Here is a 19,071-nt window from a genome sequence, read left to right on the forward strand (position 1 = left end):
TCTCCTCACCAGCATTTATACGTCGCCGCAATGGTGTTGTCGAACTCGCATCTTACATCCACCGACCCAGTCGAGGTGAACTTGATCTTTGTCGGTATAGGGGAGCTCACATCTCCGTAGATAGCCGCAACTTCCACAAGCTGCCGTCCTCCACTTTTAATGGAATCCACTACCGGCCCTTCCGCGTGGTCGTACATGGCCTGGTTGGCGGATTGATACATCGAAACAAAATTTCGAGTGTCTTTATTCGAACCACCCATCGCAAAACCAATCAGGTGTCCACGCGCGCGATTCTTCGAAGGCAGGTCAGTGAGACCCGGCAAGGAAAATTTGAGATCGGGCCGGGGCGGTGGGGTGTAGTCATTCTGGGTCAGATTGGCGTACGCCCCGGTCGCGACGCATGCGCCCGCATGGCGCTTGCGCGGGAGATAGACCTTGTTGCCGTCCCATCCGGCTCCGGTGTTGCACGAGTCGTCTTCGGTTCCGCTTCCGGAACTGCCGCTTCCTGGCACTGGGGAGTAGCCCGCAAGCGGCTCAGGGGCCTGTGCAGGGGTCATATCGGCCCCAAGGAGCATGGACAGCAGGCTGTCGGAGCTGAATGTCGCGTCCCAGCCGCTGCGCAAGGCATCCCAGGTTCCCAGCGTCGGGTCCCAGTTCGGACGGACGTCGAGGACGCTGGCGGGCTCGTTGGGGTTCTGCGGCGGGGGCGGCGGCGGGGGCGGCAGCGGGTCCTCGTATGAAATCAGTGTCCGCGGGTTTCCGTTTCCGTTTCCGCGATTGCACGAATGGCGCCTACAGCCGGGGGGTGGGGGACCTGCTGGTGTTTCAACCTTGGGAGTTTCGGCCCTTGGCCCACTAGGAAGTGCACCCTTCCCGCATGCCCAGTGGTTACACATTTGGCGAGGCATGGTCCAAGGCGAGCCTCCGGAACTCGGAGCGGCGACGGACCAGGTCGTGTAGAGGCCGCCGAGCTTCAACCAGCCAGGAAGTCTTCTGGACCAGCCGAGGTAGCCAGAACTACTGGTCATCCTGAATGAAGCGGATTGCCGGCCTGAGAATTGGCTTGCCGCTATACGTTCGAGGGTGTCGGTAGCGATGTGCCCTGTGGGGTCGGTGGCGTTAAGGGGACCGCCAGCGGTGTAGGCGTAGCGGTTGGCGTTGAGGCCGGACTGAGTGGGGTCCAGTTGCCAGGTGTCGCGACTGGTGAAGCTGCCGATTCCGGGCTGGTACCAGCGGGCGGCCATATTGATCTCGCCTGTGCTGCTGTCGGTCCAGCCGGACTGATATCCGATGTTGGGATTCGTCCCGATGGCCGCGGTCATTTTACCGAAGGGATCATAGGTACGAGACCCGGAAACGGATGTGCCATCCGGACTCAGAGTGGCGACAAAGTCACTGTGCTGGTCGGTGACGGCAAGCCGCGCAGTGCCGGCTTGGCCTGTGACCGCAGTGGCAAGGAGAGCACCGCCAGGTGTGCGGGTATATGTGCTGGTGGCGTCGGCTACGAGGTTGTTGGAGCCGCCGTCGTAGGTGAAGGCGGTGCCGTTGTGGGTCATGACGCGATCGAGGGAGTCGTAGGTGTAGGTGCTGGCGCCGTTGGTGATGGTGCGTTCGAAAGCGTCGGACTGGATCTGGCGGGTCGCGTTGGCGTCGGCGGTCTCGGTGATGGTCTTCTCGGTGCCGCGGGCGCTGTAGGCGTAGGTCTCGGTGCCCCAGGTCTCCAGCCGGTTGCGGGAGTCGTAGGTTCCGGTGACGCTGCCGCGCTTGGTGAGGTTTCCGGCGTCGTCCCACTCGTAGGGGACGGTGGTCGTGCCGTCGTTCCAGGAGGACATGCGGCCGGCGAGGTCGTAGGAGTAGGTGTTGGTGGCCGCGCCCGCGGTGCCGGTGGTGGTCTTCTTCACCAGTTGGTCGGCGAGGTCGTAGTCGTAGTTCTGGCCCAGTACGCCGCCATCTGTGGCGCGTGTGACGGCGTCGCCGGTGGGGCGGCCGAGGCTGTCGTACGTGTAGGTGCGCTTGGCGCCTATCGTGTATGTACCGCCCGTACCAGGGCGTGCGTATTGCTCAAGGGTGGGCCGGCCGGCCGCATCGTAGTCACTACGTACCTGGGTGCCAGTTAGAGGGTCAGTGGTGGTGTCAAGTCGGCCGGCGCTGTCGTAGGTGAACGCGGTCGTGCCAGCCGCGTCCGTGCGGGCCGTCATGTTGCCATCGGCGTCGTAAGCGTAGGCGGCCTTTCCGGAGGGGCCATCGGCGGATAGCAGGTGACCGCGGTCGTTGTATGTATAGGTGTTAGTGGACAGCGTGCTCTCCGCGCTGGACGCGATCATGCGTCCTGCAAGGTCATAGGAGAGGGTGCGGGGGCGCGTGGCAACTGCCGTGCCCGTGCCTGTCTCGTTTGTGAGGTTACCGAGACCGTCATAGGTGCGCTGGCGCTTGACGTTGCCTGGCAGGAGCTGGATAGTCGCCTGTCCTGCGGCGTCGTAGAGAGTGGTCCAGGTCCGGACGTCCTCGTTCCAGTGCTGGCTGGTTGCGGGTTCGATGGTCGATTCCTGCAGGCCCCACGTATTGAAGGTGTAGTAAGTGGCCTTGCCGCGGCCGTCGGTGAGGCGGGTGCGGTTGCCAGCGGCGTCGTAGCCGAACGTGGTCGTGATCGCCTTACCTGTGGTGACGGGCTGGACCTGCTTGGTCATGCGGCCGAGTTCGTCGTAGGTATAGGTGGAGCGGGCGCCATTAGCGTTGGTTACTGCCGCGCGGTTTCCGTCGGCGTCGTACTCGAGGAAGGCGGCGCGCAGGGGCGTGGCCCCGGTGCCGTAGTCGGTGACGGAAGTGGGGAGGCTAGAGGCGTCGTAGGCGGTGGCGGTCTTGCGGCCGGTGGCGTCCTTTGTTTCGGTCATGCGGCCGAGGCCGTCATAGGCGGAGGTCGTGATACCTCCTGCCGGGTCGGTGACCTTCACGGGTTCGCCCGCGGCGTTGTATGTGGCCGTGCTCGTGCGTCCGGCGGGGGTCTTGGACGCGGTTTCGTTGCTGGCGTCGTCCCAGGTGTAGCGGGTGGTGAGGTTTTGTGTGACGGGTTTGCGCTCGACGATGGTGGTGGTCAGCTGCCGACCGAGCTGGTCATAGGTGGCTTCCGTGCGGGCACCGGTCGGGCTGGTGGCCGACGTCTGGAGGCCGGTCGGGGTCCAGACGAAAGTGGTGATTGCTCCTCCGCTGAGCGCGGTGGCGGTGCTGTTCAGTCCGGAACCTGGCGCCTCCAGGGCTCCCGCGTCGATGTCGGCCGGGGGGTCGGTCTTGCGGATGAGCTGGCCAAGCTGGTCGTACTCGTAGAACGTCGCGCGGCCCAGAGGATTCGTGGTTGATACCTGGCGGCCGAGTCTGTCGTAGGCGGTACGGGAGGTGGCCGTGATCTTCTGGCCGCCCAGCGGGGTGTAGTCCGGGAGGGTCACGGCCACTGGGCGTCCGAGGGCGTCGGTCTGCGTACGCGTAACCGCGCCACGCGAATCGCGGGTTTCGGTAGCTTCGCCGAAGGTGTTGTAGCCGGTTGAGGTCTTGGGCGTGATCGCGGTCGCGGCCCCGCCCTTCTCCTCGGTCTGAACCTGTGGCGAGGTCGTCTCGATCAGCCGGCCCAGTGCGTCGTAGCGGCTGGTGGTGGTGCTGCCCTTGGGTGTGGTTGTGGTCAGCCGGAGTCCGCGCTGGTCGTAGGTCTGGCTGGTGCTCCGTGTGGTGGTGCCGTCGGTGACGGTTTCCTTCAGCGGGTTGCCTGCTGTGTCATATTCGGTTTTGTTGGATATCTTCTTGCCGGTGGCGTCGATGGTCTGGGTCAGGTCGGTGACGCGGTCGTCGTTGTCGTAGGTGAAGGCCGCGCGGCGGTTGAGGCCGCTCGGGTCGAGGACTGTGCCGGTGGTGCGCCCGGTGGCGTCGACGCTGTGGGCGGTGGTGGTGCGGCCGCCTCCTGTCGTCTGCTGGGTGAGGTGTCCCGCGCCGTTGTAGGCGTTGGTCTCCAGGACGATGTCGCGCTTGCTGCCGTCGGACTGCGTGACGTTCTTCGCTGTCGTCGTGGCTTTGAGGCCGTCGTCGAAGTAGGTGAAGGTGGTTGTGGCGCCCATGGCGTCGGTAGTCGAGGCGAGGCGGCCTGCGGGGTCGTAGGCCTGGGAGCCGGTGACAAGGTCGCGTACCTGACCGGATGGGTCGCCGGTCCAGTTCTTGAGAACCGATTCCGCGAGTTGGCCTCGGGGGGTGTAGCTGTGGGTAATGACGTTGCCTGCTGGGTCTGTCTCGCGGTTGACGCGGCCGAGAGCATCGTGACTGTAGGTGGTTTCGTTACCCGCAGCGTCAATTTGACTGTCGTTGAGGCCTTGCGTGTTGTACCGGTAGGTCGTGGTCCGCTTGGGGTCGCCGCCGGTGGTGTCCTCGGCTGATTCGGTCAGCAGATTGCTGTCCGCGTCGAAGGTGCGGGTGACGCGGGCTGTGTGGGTGACGCCGGTGATCTCGTTCTTCACTCCGGGGCTGGTCTCGGAGGTGATCCGGGACATGGCGTCGTAGGTATAGCCGGTCGTCACTCCGTCGGGGTGCGCCGTGGAGACCTGGGTCTCGGTGGCTTTCCGGCCGAGGCCGTCGTAGGTGTACTTGGTGATCAGGCCGGAGGGTGCCGTCGACTGGGCTGTGTCGCCGGTGGCGTAGTAGGCGTATGAGACGGTGGCTCCGCCGGGTGTCTTTTGGGTGGCGACGAGGCCTGCGGGTGTTGTGCCGCCGCCGACGGCGGGTTCGGTGCCCTTGGTGTAGGCGGTGGTCGAGGTGCGACCGTCGGCGAGGGTGGTGAGTTCGGGCAGCCCGACTGCCGTGTAGGTGGTGGTGGTCTTGAACTGGTTGTCCGTCGAGTTCGCGGATCGGGCGTCGTGTACTGCCGTCTGCTTGCCGTTCCTCGGGTCGAGGGGGTCGGCGGCGTTGTGGTGGTACTCCGCGAACGAGGTCCAGCAGGAGTTGCTGTCCCGGCAGGTGGTCGTGGAGACGGTGTTGCCGCGATCGTCGTGCCCGGTCACGGTGGCGTGCCCGTTGGGGTTGGTGACGGTGTGGAGGAAGCCGCCGGTGTCGTAGGCGTAGGCCGTCACTCCGCCGTCAGCATCCGTCGCTGAAGTGCGTCGCTGGCCACGGACGGCGTCGTAGCTGGTACTGGTCTTTGCACCCGCCGGGTTGGTGACGGTGACGGTCGCGGCGAGGGAGGAGCCGGAGGCTCGGGTGCGGGCGTTGTAGTGCTTGGCGACCTGCTCGCCGGTGAGGGTGCGGGGGTAGATGGCGACTTCGTCGAGCTGGCCGGTGAAGTAGTTGACGCCGTTGCCGGGTGAGGCGGGCCAGTACTGGGTGAAGCCGGCTCCGATGACGCTGATCGTGTTGGTGCCGTGATCGACGGGCACGTTGGTGGCCTGGGCGGCCTGGGCGCCGTCGAGGTAGAGGGTCTGGGTTCCGCCCTGTGCGGTGAGGACCGCGTGGTGCCACTGGTTGTCGGTCACCGTGTTGGGTGAGGTGTTGGTCGCTGCGATGCCGCGGGTGAAGTACTGGCCGTGGAGCTTGTTGTCGGAGCCGACGTAAAGAACGGGTGCGTAGCCGGAGCCAGGGTCCGGTATGGACTTGTTCTGGTCGCTGAGGAGCACGCCGGGTTGGCTGGTTTTGAACCAGAGTTCGACTGACAGGTCGGTGTTGGGAATGCGGGCACCGGGGAGTTCGGCGTAGCTGGTGCCGGTGAATTCGGCGGCTGGGCGATCGCCGACGCCGAAGGTTCCCGGGGTGCCGAGGGTTGCCTTGGCGTAGGTGCCGTGGCCGCCGGTTGCGGCGATCTTGTTGACGGCGCGGGTACCGGTGGTTTCGTCGAGCTGCCAGTAGCTGGACGGTGCGTCGGCCATGACGGTGCCCTGGTACTGGTCTCCGCTTCCGGTGACCAGGCGGTTGCGGGCCTTGTAGTGGTCGGCGACCGTGGTGGCGTCGAGTTCCTTGGCGTAGAAGGCGGCCTCGTCGAGCTGGCCGGAGAAGTAGCGGACGCCGGAGTCCTGGTTGTCCCAGGCCCAGCTGGAGTAGCCGGCGCCGAGGTAGGCGTGTTCCACGGTCTCGGGCTTGACTGCTCCGGCCAGGGATCCGACCTTGGCGCCGTCGAGGTACATCGTCTGGCCGGCGGGTCCGCCGGTGAGGACCACGTGGTGCCATTCGTTGTCGGTCACCGGGTTGCTGCTGGTGATCGAGTTGCCCTTGGTGCCGGTCCACAGCTCGCCTCGGAGTTTTCCGTCGGCGCCGATGAGCAGGCTGGGGTTCCAGCGGGTGGGGGTTGCGTTCAGGTCGGTGTTCTGCAGTCCGACGAGGACACCGCTGGGCTTGTCGGTGCGGAACCACATCTCCACCGCGAGGGCGGTGGCTCCGCCGATGGTTTCCGCGGGTACGTCGACTGCGCCCTTGCTTCCGTCGAGGGTGATCGAACCGTCGTCTCCGTCGAGGAACGCGCCGACCGAGCCGAGGGTGACGCCTTCGTGGTAAGAGCCGTTGCCACCGTTGGATATCTCATCCGCTGCGGCTGCGCCGCTGCTGTCTCCGAAGCGCCAGTAGTTGACGGGGGTGGTTGCCTGGACGGCGGTGGCGTAGGCCTGGGAGCCGGCCGAGTAGCGGGGGGCCGAGATGTTCCAGGTGCCGCCCGATTCGTCGGTGACCTGGGTGGCGCGCTCGGTGTCGCTGTCGTAGGTGACCTGCGCGCTGGTACGGCCCGAGGGCAGGGTCGCCTTGGTGAGCTTGGAGGTCGCGGTGCGCGCGTCGTAGTGGGTGCGGACCGTGCCGGCGTCCAGGGCCCGGTGGTAGACGGCGACGTCGTCCATGGTTCCGGTGAAGTAGCGGGTCTCGCGGGCGGTGTTGTCGTCCCATTCGGGGCTGGAGAAGCCTGCGCCGAGGTAGGCGAACGTCTTGGCGCTGTGGTCGACGGTTCCGGTGCGGGTGCCAACCGGCTGGCCGTCGAGGTAGAGGGTTTCGCTGGTTCCGCTGCTGGTGAGGACCGCGTGGTGCCAGGCATTGTCGGTGACGGCCGCCGTCGAGGTCAGCGGGGTCTTCCACTCGTTGGCCAGCTCGAAGCCGCCACGGAGCTTGCCGGCTGTGTCGATGGTGAGGGCGGGACTCCACCGGTTCGGCTTGCCGTCGCTGAGCCGCTTGTCCTGGAAGCCGAGGAGGACTCCGGGCTTGGCGGTCTTGAACCACAGCTCCACGGTCAGGATCTTCGAGGAGGACAGCGTGGCTTCCGGAATCTCGACGTGGGAGGTGGTGCCGTTGAACGTGGCGGCCTTGTTGCCCGTCCCGGCCAGAGCACCGGGTGCGGCGAGGGTGACGTCGCGGTAGCGGCCGGCGTTGAGGCCGGTCCGTGAGACCGCCTCACTCTCGGCTTCAGACCCCTCGGCCTCGTTGAGGCGCCAGTAGGAGACGGGGTTGGCGTCGAGGACCATGCTCCGGTATTGGGCGCCGGTCGTGTATTCGTAGACGGAGCACGCGGTGGCCGAGGCCGGCGGGCAGACCTTGGTCAGCCGGCCGTTGCTGTAGGTGTACTTCCACGTCAGGGCCGGGGCCCCGGGGCCGACCGCGTCAGTGGAGACCGTGCTGACGCGGCCGGCGCTCCAGGTAAAGGTCAGCGCGCGCTTGGAGAGTGCGTCCGTCGCCTTCATCAGCAGGCCGCCTGAGTAGGTGAGGACCTGCTCGCGGCCGTGGCCGTCCTTGGTCTTGGTCAGCAGGCCTGCGGAGTCGAAGGTGAACAGGGCGGCGCTCGCGTCGCGCAGCGTCCATCCTCCGGCCGGGACCGCGGTCAGGGTGCCGGTCGACCCCGAGGGTGCGCTGAAGGTTCCGTCGGCGTTGCGTCCGAAGCGGACCTGGCTGCCGTTGGCCAGGGTGATGATCACATTCCCGTCGGCCTCGGCGTTGGCGCGCATGTCCCAGCGGGTTGCCCAGCCGACACCGAAGGCGTTGCCCTGGCGGGGGTCCTGGGAGTTGTAGGTGCGGGTGACGGCAAGGTCGGGTCCCACCACAGGGACCGCTGCATCCGTCGCCGCGGTGGCGAAGTTGCCTGCACGCTCGCCGAAGCTCCGGCCGCTGTCAGCGCCGCCGAGGTGGGAGGTGATCACCGGTTGCGGGACCTGGGTCGTCACGATCGACGGCTGTAGGCGGGCGGACTGGGCCTGGCCGTCGTTGGCGTAGCCGTACCACGCGTAGGTCTTGGACCAGGACAGCCATCCGCTGGGCACGGCCCAGCTCTGTGAGGCGCTGGCAGGGGATTCCCGGCAGTTCTTGCGGGTGTCGGTTCCCTCGACTTCGCACACCTCAAAGCCGTACTTCAGTGTGCCGGGATAGTAGTCCCTGTCAATGGCGCTGGCCCAGAGCGTCGGCGTCAGTGTGTCGGTGACGGCGCCACTGGCAGGAGCCAGTCCGGTGATTTGGGGCGGGATGTTGACGGCGTCGAACCGGACAGCGGCACCTGGGACACCTGCCCCCTGGAACGAGGCGGTGCCGTAGTCGTCCATCGTCCACACCAGCGTGTAGGTAGCCGGGGACAGGGGCGCGATCGCCGCGTCCACGGTCGCCGATGAGCCCGGGGGGACGTCGTGGGGCATGTTCGTCCAGCGGATCTTGCTCCAGTAGTCCCCGCCGACCGGGTTGTTGTTGACGTCGAACAGGTCGTAGCGCAGCTTGAATCTGCCGCCTGCGGGCCAGGTGTCGCGCCCCCGGTTGGTGACGGTGACTTTGAATGTGCCCTCGGAGGTGGCGGTCATGGGCTTGACGAAGCCGCCGAGCTGGTAGGTGGCTCCGTACGCGGTCCAGGTCACGTTCAGGCTGGGCTTGCCGGACCCGCCGTTCGCCTCGTTGCTGTCGGAGTGGAACTGCTTCCAGCTGTTGGAGTCTGTGGTCGAGGCCTTCACAGCCAGGCCGTGGTTCGCCTTGCGGCCGTGTGTCCAGTCATCGACGAGCTGCCGGCCCGAGGCACCCAGGCCGAACGTCTCCCAGCCAGGCGCGCAGTTCCAGGTGGACGCACCTTGCGGGCGCCAGCCGTGAGCGAAGGACTTCGAGCTCAGTGCCGGGCCGGTCGCCGGGCCGGGCATCGTCCTGGTGGAGCTCTCTGACCAGCCCTCCGTGATCTCGTGGACCGTGACGGGAGCCGCCTTGCAGGAGTACGACCAGGAGTTCCACAGGCTCAGGTCTGCCGCGATCACCCACGCGTTGTTGAGACCGCTGACGTTGTCGAAGCGGAGGAAGGATGCGGCCTTGACGCCTCCCCCGTTGTGCGTGCCCACCTTCAGGACGTCGCTGCTGGCGTTGTTCGCGTTGTAGGGGGACTCGACGAAGGTTCCGGAGTTGGCCCTGACCTGGTTGAAGTCGACCGGCGGGTCGACGCGCACCGGAAATACGCGGTCGGCCGCTGCCAGCCACTGGGCGTCCAGGGCCACCACCAGGACCTGGTTTGCGCCCTCCTGGATGAGGCTGTAGGTGACACCGGCGGAGATCGCGCCTTCGTTGGAGCGCTCGCCGCGGTTGGAGTCTTCCATCCAGCCGGTCGGCATCCAGCCGCGCTGCTTGCCATCCGGGTCGAGGAAGACGACGTTGCCCTGGCCGTCGAGCTGCGCCGTTACACCGCTCAGCGACAGGGGGAAGCGCCACTGGGTCGGGGCGTTCTTGTCCTTGAGGACCAGGATCTCTTTCATCGAGTCGGCGCCGGCCACGAGTTCGACATCGGCGGAGGGGCGCACGTCGGGGTAGGAGATGGTGCTTCCCTCGACCCTGCCCCGGGAATGGGCGGCGCCCTCGATTCCGTATCCGATGGAGTACTTCCCCTCCACGCCGATACGCACCAGGGGGCTGCCGTCCGCGTGCTCGGAGAAGAACACAGGGTCATCGGCGGACTTCGGCTCCCATCCGGAGCTGGACCCGCTCATCGCCCACGCACCCGTCGGGCGGGTGAGGGAGGTGTCTACCTCTTTCCATTTGCCTTCACGGGTGAGGAAGTTGACTCGCTCGTCGTAGTACCGCGTGGTGAACGTGCCGTCCTGGTTCCGGAAGGTACGCGCGCGCTGCTCGCGCTTTTCCGGCAGCTCAACGCTGCTATTCGGATCGAAACCCGGGGGAACGACGGCATTCTTGGCAGGGGCCTCTACTACTTTGACCTGAGGCGCCGCGGGCTCACCCTCTGCGGCCGTGAGGTCGACCGGGGCCGCCGAAGCGGCAGGCGGAAGCTCACCGGGAGCCTTCTGCGCGCCGCGGCGGCCGCCATCGGTGCCCGCCTCCGTGGCACTCCCCGGAACCTCATGGCCGCGCCCGCGCGCCGAACCCCAAGCTTGCTCAGGACGCTCACCAGCACCGGGAACCTTCCTGGCTGTGACCCATTGGTTCACGGCCAGCGCAGCCTGCTCCGTACCAGCGAGAACAGCCATGACGAAGGCGACAACAACGACGAGCAGACGCGCAATGCGCACGGAAATCCCCCACAAGGACGAACAAGTGAGGTCACTTCTAAGGCAATACACAGGTAATTCACAAGATCCGCCCCGAAAGCACACTCCCGACAAAGACGGAATCCTGTACGGAATATGACGTTAAGTCATCACGGATTACGCAAGTGGAAACCCACAGGCCGACAACGAAGTGATCAAGCCCACATCACTGCCCGCGCTCTGTCAGCCGCAGTGGTCACACAGCACACCGCAAGGGCACTGCCAGCAGCCCCGCACCTCCAAAGCCCCTATCGCGCCCCCACGAAATACAGGCCGGTGGCGGACCAGCGGATCCCACCGCGGATCTCATCTCCGGCCGCGCAGGGACAGGTGACCATGAAGAGCGCGCCGCCGGGATCCCCGGGCTTCCAGCTGTCCGGGGCGCCGGTGCTGAACCCGGCCGGGAGCTGCGGGGGCGGGTCCATCACCTTCCAGTAGCAGGAGTCCGCCGAGCTGAAGACACCCATCTCCGTGGAGCAGGCCACGCGGCCGTCGATGACGCAGGAGGGCTTGCCCACGTCGTCGCCGGGATTGCCCGGCCTCCCGCCAGGCTTGCCCGGGTCCTGAGCTGTGACGTCGCAGTCGAGCTCGCGGGGCGGGCAGACGACCCCGCCGCCGTCGTCCGCGAGGGCGGGCACGCCCTGGGCGAGGAGCAGGCCGGCCGCCAGAACGACCGCGCCGATGCGGGGCCGACTCAGCACGTGCGGTCCCGCTCGATCGTGGACGTCCAGACCTGCCAGGGGCCCGTCTTGGTGCGCTGGAGGGTGGAGGTCACCACGTGGCGGCGCGGCCCGGGGGGACCGTCACGGGCTTCCCTAGGCCTTGTCGACCTTGTCGTAGGCGGAGGAGTCCATGCAGTCCGTGACGGCCGCCCGCAAGGGGTCGCCTAGGGTGTCCAGGGAGTCGATCGCCGGGGAGTGCACCGGGGCGCCCTTCATCACGGTGCCGCGCTGCTGGTACCAGAACAGCGTCGCCTGAATGTCCGCGAGCGCCTTGTCCGTCGCGTGCTTGCCCAGCTCCGGGTCGACCTTCGCCGTGGCGTACGAACGCTCCTCCGCGGCCGTCATCGCCCCGTACGCGGCCAGCAGCGCCGCTTTCTCCCCCGCCTGCGGGTCCACCGACACCGCCGACGACGTCGCCGAAGGCGAGGGCTCTGCAGCCGGCTTCCCGTCCGACGAGCCAGCCCCACATCCCGCCATCAGACAGACAGCCAACCCAACACCCGCAACCCCTAACGCCCGCAACCCCGACCGCCCACCCACATCTGTGATCATCCCGTCACGCTAACCCCAACCACCCACCCGCCACCCCAACGCCCGCTCCCTCCCTCACCCACCCCAGCTCTTCCCGCCCTGCCCAGCTCTCCATCCGCCCCTCAACTCCCCCGACCCGTCCTCCACCCCAGCCCCCTCCCTGCCTATAAGTCAGACCTCAAGGAGCCTGCAAAAGAGGGTCTGAACAGGCAAAATGCAAGCCGCAAGCGGCATGCACCTACCCGGACCTGTACCCCCGCCTCTACCCGGACCTGTGCCCCCACCTGTACCCCCACAACGTCGCCCGCCAGAGCCACGCACCCGAGGCGTGCGGCCAAGGAGTGCGCCGAGGACCAGGAGCAGCAGGGCGGCCGGATGAGCGTGACGTCGAGCCGTCATACCGTCCGGTAGAGGCGGTTTTGGTGACGGCTGGACGTCACGGCGCCCGCTGCGCTGTGCGGGCCGTCCGGTGGCGCCAGGGTCTTGATCGGCAGCGGCCGGAGCAGTACACCGCGTCCCGGCGTCGGTCCCCGCCGGCGAACGTGATCTGCCCGCAGACCGGGCAGGTCAGCAGCCGGACCATGCCCGCGTCACCGGTCGACTCGGCCTCGCCGAGCATCAGCCCGAGCCGCCATATCCGCCGGGCGGACTGCCGGCTCCGGTACGCCTGTGCGCGGCACGCATCGCCGCAGTACCGGCGCCGGACCGACGCCCCCAGAGGCAGCCGTGCCCCGCAGGAGTCGCAGTACCGGATACGGGCCATACCTCCAGGATCACCCCATCAGCAACACGCCGGCCAGCCCCGAGGCCCCGTCGGCCCCGCGGCTGCACCACCGCCTGGCCGTCATCGCCCCGCGGTCTGGCCCCGGCAGCACACGCCCGTGACCTGGGATGGGGAGGTTAACGGTGACGTTGTCAAGACCTTGCGGCTTGCCCATCCGCGTTCCGAGGCTTGCCCATCCGCCGGGCTGTTCCCAGTGGGAACACCCCCGGAGGGTTGCACCGGAAGGGGGCTCCACCGTTGCGTGGACCGGTGCACCGGGAGTTGCGCCGGAGGTGGGACCGGGAGTGGGAACCCCACTTCCGTGATCATGTACATCGTGGCTGGTCAGACCTGGTGGGCAAGCCTGCCCAGCCCGGCGACACCTCTTTCTGCGACAGCCAGGGAGAGGTCTGGACTCCCTCACGGGCCGGGGCGGCGCCCGCCGGCGGATCCCGGCCCGCGGGGTGGACACCCTCGTCGGCAAGAATCGGGCGGTGAGCACCGACCGCCGCCGCCAGCTCGGCACCGGACCCCGCCCCGCCGAGCACCCCGAGCCCCGGACGGCGGACCGAACGGCCGCACTGCCGCCGAGCGACTCCCCGCCGCTCCGGCCGCCGAAGACCCGCCCAGCCGGACCGGCGCCCGCCGAACCCTCGGCACAGGACCGGCACCCGCCAATGACCGACCCGGCCCAGGGCGCCGCCTCGCGTGCACACGGGTGCACGAGCACCCGTGTGCACGCGATCTGCGCGCGAGAGGCCCGTACGCGTGCGGGCACGCCACGTCCGGCGGACCGCCGCCGGGTAGCTTCCGTGCAAGGGAGTGCAGTCCTGGCTACCCGGGCCGCGACGGGGCCGCATCTGCGAACGCCCTCCGCGCCCGACACTGCGGCAGCCGAGGCAGACACCCAGCCTCGGCGATGCCGAGGACGGCCTGGTGCTCGGCATCGCACCGCGTCTCTCCAGCCGTGACCCGGGAATCATCGGAAGTCGGGCCGGCCTGGCACACAACCGCGGCTTTTCGAACTGGCCTTCGCATGGACGAACGGCATCCAGCTGCTGAGTTTTAGCCCACTCATGGATAGGGTCTCCCCCATGTCCAGAGCCATGAAAGTTACCCCACTGGGCGATCTGTTAGGCATCGAGCAAGATTTGGTCCACCTTGCACGAATGGCGCTCGCAGGTCGTAATCAAGACGTCCAAATGCTCCTTCAGCGGCTGGCACGGCGCTACGGGCGGGACAACGAGCGCTTGGCGGACGCGTTGCAGGTTCTCCTGCGTGATGCGCCCACATCCGATGCCCCGTTGCGGGGAGTGGGGACTGCGGCGCCTGTTCCTCTCGATTCGGACAGCCGCTTCCCACTGGTACGTATCGACCAGACCGGGTTGCCCGTGGAGCCGGTGCTGGCCCCTGCGGTCCGCGGTCAGGCGGACCAGATCTGCGAAGAGCACCTGCAGCGCGAACGTCTGCTCCAGGCTGGCCTCGTGCCAAGCCGTACAGCACTTTTTGTGGGGCCCCCTGGGGTAGGCAAGACCCTTGTCGCAAAGTGGATGGCCCAGCGCCTGGGGCTCCCGCTCCTTGTCCTGGACCTGTCCTCCGTCATGAGCAGCTTCCTCGGGCGCACCGGGGGGAACATCCGAAAAGTCCTCGACTACGCAAAGGCCAGCCCGTCGGTCTTGCTGCTTGACGAACTCGACACCGTTGCCAAGCGCCGGGACGATGGCGCTGAGGTTGGCGAGTTGAAGCGCCTGGTCACCGTTCTTCTGCAGGAGATCGATGACTGGCCGGCCAGCTCTCTGCTGCTGGCGGCGACGAATCATGCCAGTCTCCTGGATCCAGCTGTGTGGCGGCGGTTCGACGTGGTTGTCGACTTCCCCCTGCCCGACGAGGAGCAGTTGCTCCTGGCGCTGGAGCAGTACTGCGAGAAGCAGGCCGAGAGCAAGGTGCTCGCTGTCGTGGCGAAGGTGCTCCGCTCCCAGGAGTCCTCGTTCGCGGATGCCCACCGCCTCGTAAGCGCCGCGCGTCGACGGGCCGTCTTGAGCGAGGTTGCTGTCGCGGAGGTTCTGCTGGACTCGTGTGGTCAGCAGGTCAGGCAGCTGCCTTTCCCGGAACGGGTGCGGTTCGCCATGGACCTGGTTCAAGCTGATCACATGTCGCAACGGCGCGTATGTGAGCTGACAGGAGTAAGCCGGGACACGATGCGGGAAAGGTTGCGACGACAGACAGGGCAGAACTGATGAGGTAAGTGGGGGGGCACTGGTGTCAGGACCACGGAATTTCTTACTCGGCCATGGGGAACGGCTTGTCGAGGCAGTCACCATTCCACCGGGTGGAGGCGGCAGCAAGGGTCTTCCCTACACGGAAGACGAGGCGCGTGCCCGACTGCAGCCTCAGGTGAGTGAGACCTCACGCCGGTTCCGCCAGCTGCTGCCCGCTGCATGCCCTGACGAGCATGTGGTCGGTGTCATAACCCTGCACCCCCAGTTCACCGCCAAGACCTACCACCCTCAGCAATTACTCGACGAGCTCGGGCTCTCCTACGTGGGGGCTAAGAGCGCCGTCGTCCGCCCAGAGAAGCTGCGGGGAGACGGCGAACCGATCCCCATGGAGACGTCTGAGCTATTCGTGGCGGGACGCAGGGCGGCGTTCTCCATATGGTCCCAGCGCATGGGAGCAGGACTGCTACCAGGAGGCGACCAGCTCCGGAAGGTGGAGGCCGTCCGTGCCCCCTCCCCCGCCGAAAGGCAGCGCAGCATCGAGCGGTTACCCGACCGCAGTTCTCTCGTAGAAGTAGGGCTGCACCTGCCGGAACGGCTTCGCGAGCAGATCCTGACGGCGTTCGTCTCCTACGTGGAGATGCTGGGAGGCGTCGCGGAAGTCGATCACGCCTTACGGGTTCCCGGCGTCGGGTTCGTCCCCGTCAGACTCGCGCCGGCGGAGGTCGACCGCCTGGCGCAGTTCTCGTTCCTGCGGGTGGTCCGGCCCATGCCCCGGCTGCGCGCACTCCACCCGGCAGGTCCTCGGATCTCGGGGGAAGGCACGCGGGCCCCTCTCCTCCCTTCGGAAGGGCCCGTCGATCCCGCCTTGCGCCTGGCCATTCTCGACGGGGGGCTAAGTGAGAAAGGGCCCATGACGCGCTGGGCCCGGTCCCATGACGGCCCGGACATCGGGGCCGCCGATCCAGGTTTCCTGCAGCACGGCCACAACGTCACTTCTGCCGCCCTGTTCGGCCCCTTGGTCCCCGGTCAGAGGGCACCGCGGCCGTTCGCGGCTGTCGACCACTTTCGGATCATCGACGCGGAGCCAGAAGACGACCTGGCTCTCTATCGGACGCTGGACCGGATCGACACCATCCTCAGCGAAAACCCGCACGAGTTCGTCAACCTGAGCCTGGGACCGGAGCTGCCGGTGGAAGACGACGAGATCCACCCCTGGACAGCACTCCTCGACGCCTGGCTCGCCGACGGCAAGCGTCTGCTCACCGTCGCCGCGGGCAACAACGGCATCCTGGACCGACCGTCCGGTAACGCCCGTATCCAGGTGCCGTCCGACTGCGTCAACGCCCTTGCAGTCGGAGCAGCCGACTCCAACAGGGCCAGGTGGCAGCGGGCCTCCTACAGCGCGGTGGGCCCGGGCCGCTCCCCTGGGATGGTCAAGCCCGACGTGGTCGTCTTCGGCGGAAACGAGGAGGAGCCGTTCGTCTTCGCCGCCCTTCCGGGCCAGAGCATTCCCTCGATGGCGTACGGAACAAGCTTCGCTTCCCCCAGCGCGCTGCGGCTGGCAGCCGGCATCCGGGCTCACTTCGGTCCGGTCCTCTCACCGCTAGCCCTGAAAGGGCTACTCGTCCACTGCGCCGAGGACAACGAACAGGACACCACGGAACGCGGATGGGGGCGGCTTCCCGACAACATCGACGCTTTCGTCACCTGCCCGCCCAACTCAGCGCGTGTCGTGTACCAGGGCAAGCTTGCGCCCAAGCAGACCGTCCGCATGTTCCTGCCCATGCCCAGCGACGTGACGGGCAGGGTCCAGATCACCGCCACGTACTGCATCGCGTGCCCGGTCGACCCCCGCGCGCCGCGGAACTACACCTCCAGCGCGGTGGAACCCACGTTCCGCCCCCACATGGAGAACTTGACCGCCAGTGGCAGCACGGCCGAGTCGGTGGCGTTCTTCCAGGCTCGCGACTACATGCCGGAGGGAGAGTTACGCAAGGAGGCTCACAAGTGGGAGACGGTCAAGCACAAGACCCTCACCTTCCCTGCGGGCAAGCTGCTGCGTCCGGCCTTCGACGTCCGCCACGTCTTCCGCCTCGACAACCTCCCGGAGGGCGTCAGCGCGGATGCCTCCTACGCTCTGGTCATCACCCTGAAGTCTCCCGAAACCCCTGACCTGTACGACCAGGTAGTGCGCGCCTACGCTCCTCGGCTGGAAGTCCTTCAGCCCGTAATCGACATCCCCATCACCCTGAGCACCTGAGCCAGGGCGCACGGCGGGGGGAGGCGGCGCTGTGGCCCCCCTCCCCCGCCTGCGTGCCGGTGCCGCGGCTACAGCCCCGGCACGGCCACCCGCAAGGACATGCGCAGCCCCTTCGGCACCGTCATCGGGCCCGGGCCCGGGTGGTTCGTGACCGAGAGGCCGTGGCGGCGCTCGGCAAGGCGGTCCAGGAGCCTGGCGCGTCCCGACTCCAGCATGCTCTCCTGCCGGAACACGTCACCGAAGGCGGTGATGACGCTGTCCAGGCGAGCCGGCCCGGTCTCCGCCGCGTCCGCGGTATCGGACGACGATGCGCCTTCCGTCCTCTTGCCCACCGACGGCTCAGCTTCACTCAGGTGGTACTCCTGGCTCAGTTCGGCACCGGCCTGCAGCCACAAGTGCTTGAAGTAGCCGGTGTCTCCGGCCAAGAGCTGGACGAAGGCCTGGATGACGTCCCAGCCGGGGATCCTCTCGCCTTCGAGGAGCGCGGCGATCTGGGGCACCTCGAGAGTCCAGTGGCTGGCGACCACGATGTCGTACGGGGCGGGTCGTCCGGCCTTGGTGTGGAGGGTGTTCAGCGCGGCCCGCAGGCGCACCGTGGCGGGCTGGAGGTGGTCCTTCTCCTGTGCGGGCTCCGGGTCCCGGGCTTTGTCGCTGAGGCGCTCGGTCTCCCAGACCGTACGCAGTACGTCGGGATCCGCGCCGCAGGCCCGGGCGAACCTCTGCGTCAGGGGCCACGTCGGTACGCGCTCACCGCTGAGGATCCGCGAGAGGTAGGAGGCCGAGCAGCCGATGCTGGCGCTGACGTCCTTGTTGGTCAACTGGGCGGAGCGCACCAGCATCGACAGAACCGGGGCGAGGCGGTTGTAGGCGGCGCCGGACGGCTCCCGCGTAGTGGTGGGGGCGTCGGTCTCCTCGGGCCCCGGCTCTTTCGTCTCAGGCGTCGGCTCCTGTACGGATCCGGCGGGGGTGAGCGACATCCCGCGGAGTTTCGGGGCGAAGCCCTGGCCGGCCTTGCTGCGGATCCGAGAGAACCGCGACAGGCTGCGTTCGATGACACGGTCCGGGTATCGGTGGCGGGCGGTGTCCTCGCTGATGCGCAGGGTTTTCCCGATCGTCGCCCAGGTGGTCCGGTGGACGCGTGCACGGCCGACCATGCCCGCGGTGAGGCTGTCGAGCTGCTCCTGCATGCGGGCGACCTGACGCAGGGGGCCCTCACCGTCGGCCGTCGGCAAGGTCTTCACCATCTCGCGGGCGCCGGCCTGAATGTCCCTCAGGATCTCGGCGAGGATTTCGTCGGCGTCCGAGGGGGGTGCGGGGGGCCGCTGCGGTGCCTCGTGCACCGGCTGGTTGCTGCGGCTGTCCGGCTTCCGCGGCGGGGGCAGCACGGCCGTGGCCACCACAGGCGGGAGGGGCGCGGCCTCGTGGCGGGCCCGGTATGCCGACTGCCGGCAGGCGTCGGAGCAGTACTTGCGGGGCCGGCCCATCTTCAGAGCGGCGCCGGCGTCGAACGGGGTGCGGCAGGACTCGCAAACTTCATTCACGGCGTTTCCATCCGAGTCACGAAACGGGTTCAGATCAGACCTCCGGCCACGAGCAGGGCCGAAGTTCGCGGTTTTCGTCGCCGCCATGCCCCGTCGAGTGGTGACGGGTGCGTGGCGGCGGACCCGGCGCGGGGGCCGGGTGAAAACCCGGGCCCCCGCGCCCAGGAGCCTCAGCTCCTGTTACGGCGTACGCGCTTTGCGCTGATCACAGCAACGGCAGCGCCCGAGACGGCTGTGCCGAGTGCCGTACCGAACGCCGCGGCGGTCCCCGGCAGGACCGTGACCTGAACGGCCGTCGGCTCGGAGATCAGGAGAAAACCGAGGAACAGGCAGACAAAAAAGGCGGCGACCGCCGCCTTGCCAATCAGGTTCCTGTTACGAATCTTTTTGTTACGACGGCTAGGCTGGCTCCGCGCCAGGCGGGCAGAAGCCGGTTTGGCGCGGTTGCGCCGACGGGTACGTGCCATTCCAGGGCACTCCTTTTCGGTTCGGAACGAGGCATGCGGGGCCGACCAGAGTTTTCGCCGACCACGGTGTGGCCCCGCATG

At 67.5% G+C, this 19,071-nt stretch carries 8 protein-coding genes; 2 read left to right on the forward strand and 6 right to left on the reverse strand.

All coding sequences use genetic code 11. The features are described 5' to 3' along the window. Positions 1–5 precede the first annotated feature (5 nt). From OTB16_RS32585 to OTB16_RS32600, 4 genes are all read right to left on the reverse strand, one after another. A complete protein-coding gene (locus OTB16_RS32585; RefSeq protein WP_267725456.1) occupies positions 6–10,469 on the reverse strand; it encodes a LamG-like jellyroll fold domain-containing protein in 10,464 nt (3,487 codons plus the stop codon). 266 nt (positions 10,470–10,735) lie between these two features. After that, on the reverse strand, positions 10,736–11,188 hold the full coding sequence (locus OTB16_RS32590; RefSeq protein ID WP_267725457.1) for a hypothetical protein: 453 nt from the start codon (positions 11,186–11,188) through the stop codon (positions 10,736–10,738). Positions 11,189–11,302: 114 nt separating this feature from the next. Then, a complete protein-coding gene (locus tag OTB16_RS32595) occupies positions 11,303–11,611 on the reverse strand; it encodes a hypothetical protein (protein ID WP_267725461.1) in 309 nt (102 codons plus the stop codon). 565 nt (positions 11,612–12,176) lie between these two features. Next, positions 12,177–12,503: a hypothetical protein gene (locus OTB16_RS32600; RefSeq protein WP_267725464.1), complete on the reverse strand. Its 327-nt coding sequence runs from the start codon at positions 12,501–12,503 to the stop codon at positions 12,177–12,179. A 1,094-nt stretch (positions 12,504–13,597) separates the two neighbouring features. Here OTB16_RS32600 and OTB16_RS32605 point away from each other — a divergent pair. Beyond that, a complete protein-coding gene (locus tag OTB16_RS32605) occupies positions 13,598–14,740 on the forward strand; it encodes an AAA family ATPase (protein ID WP_267725466.1) in 1,143 nt (380 codons plus the stop codon). A gap of 217 nt (positions 14,741–14,957) precedes the next feature. Next, positions 14,958–16,982 carry a S8 family peptidase gene (locus OTB16_RS32610; protein WP_267725468.1) on the forward strand — a complete coding sequence of 675 codons (2,025 nt, stop codon included), beginning with the start codon at positions 14,958–14,960 and terminating at the stop codon, positions 16,980–16,982. A 68-nt stretch (positions 16,983–17,050) separates the two neighbouring features. Here OTB16_RS32610 and OTB16_RS32615 read toward each other — a convergent pair whose 3' ends face one another. Next, a complete protein-coding gene (locus OTB16_RS32615) occupies positions 17,051–18,523 on the reverse strand; it encodes a helix-turn-helix domain-containing protein (RefSeq protein ID WP_267725471.1) in 1,473 nt (490 codons plus the stop codon). A 170-nt stretch (positions 18,524–18,693) separates the two neighbouring features. Continuing rightward, positions 18,694–18,990 (reverse strand): hypothetical protein, encoded by a 297-nt coding sequence (locus tag OTB16_RS32620; RefSeq protein ID WP_267725474.1) that lies wholly within the window; start codon positions 18,988–18,990, stop codon positions 18,694–18,696. Positions 18,991–19,071: the final 81 nt, after the last annotated feature.

This window comes from Streptomyces antarcticus (assembly GCF_026627255.1).
GTDB classification, from domain to species: Bacteria; Actinomycetota; Actinomycetes; order Streptomycetales; family Streptomycetaceae; genus Streptomyces; species Streptomyces antarcticus.

Excerpts from the sequence above, each read along its gene's own strand:
- OTB16_RS32600 (WP_267725464.1), bottom strand. The coding sequence starts at position 12,503 with ATGGCCCGTATCCGGTACTGCGACTCCTGCGGGGCACGGCTGCCTCTG.
- OTB16_RS32605 (WP_267725466.1), top strand. The coding sequence starts at position 13,598 with ATGTCCAGAGCCATGAAAGTTACCCCACTGGGCGATCTGTTAGGCATC.
- OTB16_RS32620 (WP_267725474.1), bottom strand. The coding sequence starts at position 18,990 with ATGGCACGTACCCGTCGGCGCAACCGCGCCAAACCGGCTTCTGCCCGC.